Annotated in this window: 6 protein-coding genes; 5 read left to right on the top strand and 1 reads right to left on the bottom strand. The window is 43.9% G+C overall.

The genetic code is table 11. The features are described from left to right. The first annotated feature begins 342 nt into the window (after positions 1 to 342). From mutY to ahr, 5 genes are all read left to right on the top strand, one after another. Complete coding sequence (gene mutY, locus B4237_RS00240; RefSeq protein WP_278397608.1) at positions 343 to 1,380, top strand: A/G-specific adenine glycosylase; 1,038 nt, start codon at positions 343 to 345, stop codon at positions 1,378 to 1,380. A 75-nt stretch (positions 1,381 to 1,455) separates the two neighbouring features. Further along, positions 1,456 to 1,953, top strand: coding sequence for a M23 family metallopeptidase (locus B4237_RS00235; RefSeq protein ID WP_374750076.1), 498 nt, complete (start codon positions 1,456 to 1,458; stop codon positions 1,951 to 1,953). Positions 1,954 to 1,962: 9 nt separating this feature from the next. After that, positions 1,963 to 2,208 carry a hypothetical protein gene (locus B4237_RS00230; protein ID WP_007480799.1) on the top strand — a complete coding sequence of 82 codons (246 nt, stop codon included), beginning with the start codon at positions 1,963 to 1,965 and terminating at the stop codon, positions 2,206 to 2,208. A gap of 37 nt (positions 2,209 to 2,245) precedes the next feature. Continuing rightward, positions 2,246 to 2,800 carry a DNA-3-methyladenine glycosylase I gene (locus tag B4237_RS00225; protein ID WP_278595817.1) on the top strand — a complete coding sequence of 185 codons (555 nt, stop codon included), beginning with the start codon at positions 2,246 to 2,248 and terminating at the stop codon, positions 2,798 to 2,800. 36 nt (positions 2,801 to 2,836) lie between these two features. Beyond that, positions 2,837 to 3,862: an NADPH-dependent aldehyde reductase Ahr gene (gene ahr / locus B4237_RS00220; RefSeq protein WP_004878190.1), complete on the top strand. Its 1,026-nt coding sequence runs from the start codon at positions 2,837 to 2,839 to the stop codon at positions 3,860 to 3,862. Here ahr and B4237_RS00215 read toward each other — a convergent pair. Continuing rightward, the coding region (locus B4237_RS00215) for an aminotransferase class I/II-fold pyridoxal phosphate-dependent enzyme (protein WP_349679979.1) at positions 3,859 to 4,272 on the bottom strand (414 nt) is incomplete at its 5' end. The genes ahr and B4237_RS00215 overlap by 4 nt on opposite strands.

The raw sequence follows: 4,272 nt of genomic DNA, 5'->3' as shown, positions 1-4,272 counted from the left end.
CAACAAATGCCTTTGGTTACTTTGGGCAAAACCAAAGTAACTTGCCAAAGGCATATCCTGAAACTGGATGAGAATTCCGTAATACTATCACTGCTCACACTTTCATTCCCAAATGCAAATATTTTCGTGCAGAATAGCACCTACTTTTGATGGGTCAAAAGTAACAAAACACCTCTATTTAGCTGATGGTACATCCCTGATACCACAGCTCAATGGGCAGCATCCATGCCGCCTGTGCACCAGCGAATATTAATGAGAATTTAATAACGAATTTGTTTGCATTCACAAACTCCCCTCTCCATTTCCGCTATACTACACTTCTGCTTTTTACTGTTCTGATTCATGTCTGATTTTTCATTTTCTGATGCACTCCTCACATGGTTCGACCAACATGGTCGTCACGACCTACCATGGCAAGTTGCCGACGATCCCTATAAAGTTTGGGTCTCAGAAATCATGCTACAACAGACCCAAGTCAAAACAGTTTTGCAATACTTTGACCGCTTTATTGAGCGCTTTCCTACCGTACAAGATTTGGGTAAAGCTAGTTGGGATGACGTTGCCCCCTATTGGGCAGGATTAGGCTATTACGCACGTGCACGTAATCTACATAAAGCAGCAGGCATCGTTAGCCAACAGGGTCATTTCCCTGAAACTCTAGAACAATGGATCGAACTGCCTGGGATCGGACGTTCTACCGCTGGCGCATTAATGTCGCTGGGGTTACGTCAATATGGTGTGATTATGGATGGTAACGTGAAACGTGTTTTAGCACGCTTCTTTGCCATTGAAGATGACCTCTCTAAACCACAACATGAACGCGCCTTGTGGAATATCGCAGAGGAACTATGCCCACAACAGCGTAACCATGATTATACCCAAGCGATCATGGACTTAGGCGCAACCGTGTGTACCCCGAAAAAACCGCTATGTTTATACTGCCCAATGCAGCAACATTGCCAAGCGTATCAACAAGGTTTAGAGCAAGAACTACCATTTAAAAAAGCAAAAAAACCTGTACCCATCAAAACTGCCGATGTATTGCTAATCCAATCGGATGACGAGTGGCTATGGCAACAAAGAGAATCTCATGGACTTTGGGGCGGTTTGTATTGCCTACCCATCATTGAGCAAGCAACCGAATTACAACAGATTGAACAGCACTTTAAACTACAAGCTCAAGTATCATCATTGCAGATTAGCCATAGCTTCACACACTTTACTTGGTTGCTGAATGAAAAACTGTTCCACGTGGAACACGACCAAAAAGAACAACTCAGTATCGAGTTAAATGGCATATGGTTAAGTCCTGAAAATGCCATTGCCAAAGGCATTCCAACAGCCATGAAAAAGTTGATAACAGCAAAACAGAAGGCTTAGAACTCGAACGCTGAATATCAACTGCAAGGAGTTTGCGTGCGACATTCAATTTCTTATACGGTTCTTGGTGTAGTGATGATTTTATTATCAGCATGCGCCACCACCCCTAAGAAACCAACACCTTTACCCAATGCCCAAGTCAATAAGCTTAAAAATATGCGCTTGGATAATCGCCTGCCTGTTCCTGTCAAAGGCGTCAGTCGAAGTCAACTTCGCGATACGTGGGGAGCTGCCCGTAGTCAAGGGCGAAGCCACGAAGGGATTGATATCATGGCAGAGCGTGGCACGAAAGTGTATAGTGCTACCGAAGGTCTCGTTGCAGATTTACGCAATAATAATTTAGGCGGTAAGGTCATTTGGATTCTTGGTCCAGCGGGGACTTGGCATTATTACGCACATCTTGATGGACACAAACGTGGTTTAAGCGTCGGTGACACTGTCCGCAAAGGTGATTTGATTGGGTATGTGGGAAATACAGGTAATGCACGCCACACTGCACCACATTTACACTATGGCATTTATTTAAATGGCAAAGGGCGTGGAGCTGTTAATCCATACCCGTATTTACGTTAGGAATCTACAATGTCAGAAGCATTGATTGAACGTCTGGTGACGTTTGCAGAGTCTGGGAATCAACAAAAAATCATCATCAATGGAACAAGCTACCAAGGTTGGATCATGGAAATCACAGAGGATGCATTGTTGATTAGCACGGGCTTTGCAGACAAATCAGGTAAAGACTTTTGGCTTAAATTTACAGACTTAGAAACAGCTGAACTCTATTTTTGGGATACTCGCCCAAATGAATGGGTATCTTTTACACTTTAAATAATCACTTTCAAATAACAATAAGGAGCTTCAACATATGACCATTCAACGTTGTGGATGGTGTTCAGATGATCCACTGTATATTGCTTACCATGATGAAGAATGGGGCAAAGCTGAACACGATGAAGCTCGCTTATTTGAAATGCTTTGTCTTGAGGGTCAGCAAGCAGGCTTATCATGGATTACAGTGCTTAAAAAACGTGAAGGCTATCGTTCTCATTTTTTCCAACATCCCATTGAGCAGGTCGCGGCGCTGACCGATGATCAACTTGAATTCAAACTCACAGATGCTGGATTGATTCGCCATTTTGGGAAGCTCAAAGCCATTCGTGATAATGCGATTGCTTGGCAAGCATTAAAGCAAGAAGTCGGCAATGTATCTGCTTGGTTATGGAATTTTGTAGATCATCAAGCACTGGATAATGATGTTGAAAATTATCGTGCTGCACCTGCCCAAACTGAGATCAGTCAACTCTTATCTAAAACACTCAAAAAGCGTGGTTTTAAATTTGTCGGGCCAACGACATGCTATGCATTTATGCAAGCGGTTGGGATGGTCAATGACCATGAAAATCACTGTCATTTCAAATAAATTCTCTCTCGATTTTCCTTCCATAGGAGTCTGTCCATGAGTAACAACCAAATACGTGCTTATGCAGCCATGCAAGCTGGTGAGCAACTGGTTCCTTATCAATTCGATGCAGGTGAATTACAAGCTCATCAAGTTGAAGTTAAAGTTGAATATTGTGGTCTTTGCCATTCCGATATTTCTGTGATCAATAATGACTGGCGCTCATCGAGTTATCCCGTGATCGCAGGACACGAAATTATCGGAACAATCGTTGCACTCGGTTCTGAAGCAAAAGGGCTGAAATTGGGACAACGTGTTGGGATTGGATGGACAGCAGAAACCTGCCAAGCCTGTGATCCATGTATCGGTGGCAATCAAGTCTTATGTACAGGCGAAAGTATTGCCACAATCGTCGGACATGCGGGAGGCTTTGCAGATAAAGTCCGTGCAGGCTGGCAGTGGATCATTCCCCTACCTGATGATTTAGATCCAGAAAGTGCAGGTCCTCTTCTCTGTGGTGGCATTACGGTGTTTGATCCTTTGCTCAAACATAAAATCCAAGCGACACATCATGTTGCTGTCATCGGTATCGGTGGCTTAGGTCATATGGCAATTAAACTGCTCAAAGCATGGGGCTGTGAGATTACGGCGTTTAGTTCAAACCCTGATAAAACAGATGAACTCAAGGCGATGGGGGCTGACCATGTGGTCAATAGCCGTGATGCTCAAGCCATCAAAGCACAACGAGGTAAATTCGATTTACTGCTCAGTACGGTCAATGTGACGTTGAACTGGCAGGCATATTTAAGTACCTTAGCGCCGAATGGAACATTACATTTTCTAGGTCTTACATTAGAACCTGTGCCTGTATCGGTCGGCGCATTGATCGATGGCGCAAAGTCTGTCACAGGCTCACCGACTGGTTCTCCTTTGGCACTGCGCCAACTGTTGCAATTTGCTGCGCGACGCAATATCGCACCGCAAATCGAACTTTATCCAATGTCTCAGCTCAATGACGCGATTGAGCGGCTACATTCAGGACAAGCACGTTATCGTATCGTCCTCAAAGCAGATTTTGATTAATGTAAGCTTTTCCGAACCCAATCCGCCAACTGCTGAAGCGCTTGGCGGATTTCTTCTGTTAGAGCATGTCCCGCATTTAAACGCACAAAATGCTGATAACGTTTATCTTCACCAAACACTTCACCAGGCACGATATTAATCCCTTTTGCTTGAGCTAAATAATAGAGTTCTAAGCCTGAAATTGATTTCGGTAACTGTAACCACAGTGCATATCCCCCTTCAGACTGACTCAAGGCAATTGGCAGCCCTTGAAAAGCTTCTAAGATATAGGCTCGATACTGTTCAACCTGCTGCATCAATTTTGGACGTAAGCGCTCCAAATGCTCGCGATAACCACGGCTATAAATAAAATCTGCCAAACCCAATTGCAACGGTGTATTCACACCAACATTATTTGCCATCAACTGTGG

The organism is Acinetobacter sp. UBA6526, from assembly GCF_002434875.1.
In the GTDB taxonomy this organism is placed as follows: Bacteria; Pseudomonadota; Gammaproteobacteria; order Pseudomonadales; family Moraxellaceae; genus Acinetobacter; species Acinetobacter venetianus.
Note: the sequence above shows the minus strand (reverse complement) of the source record. Positions and strands in the feature narration are given on the sequence as shown.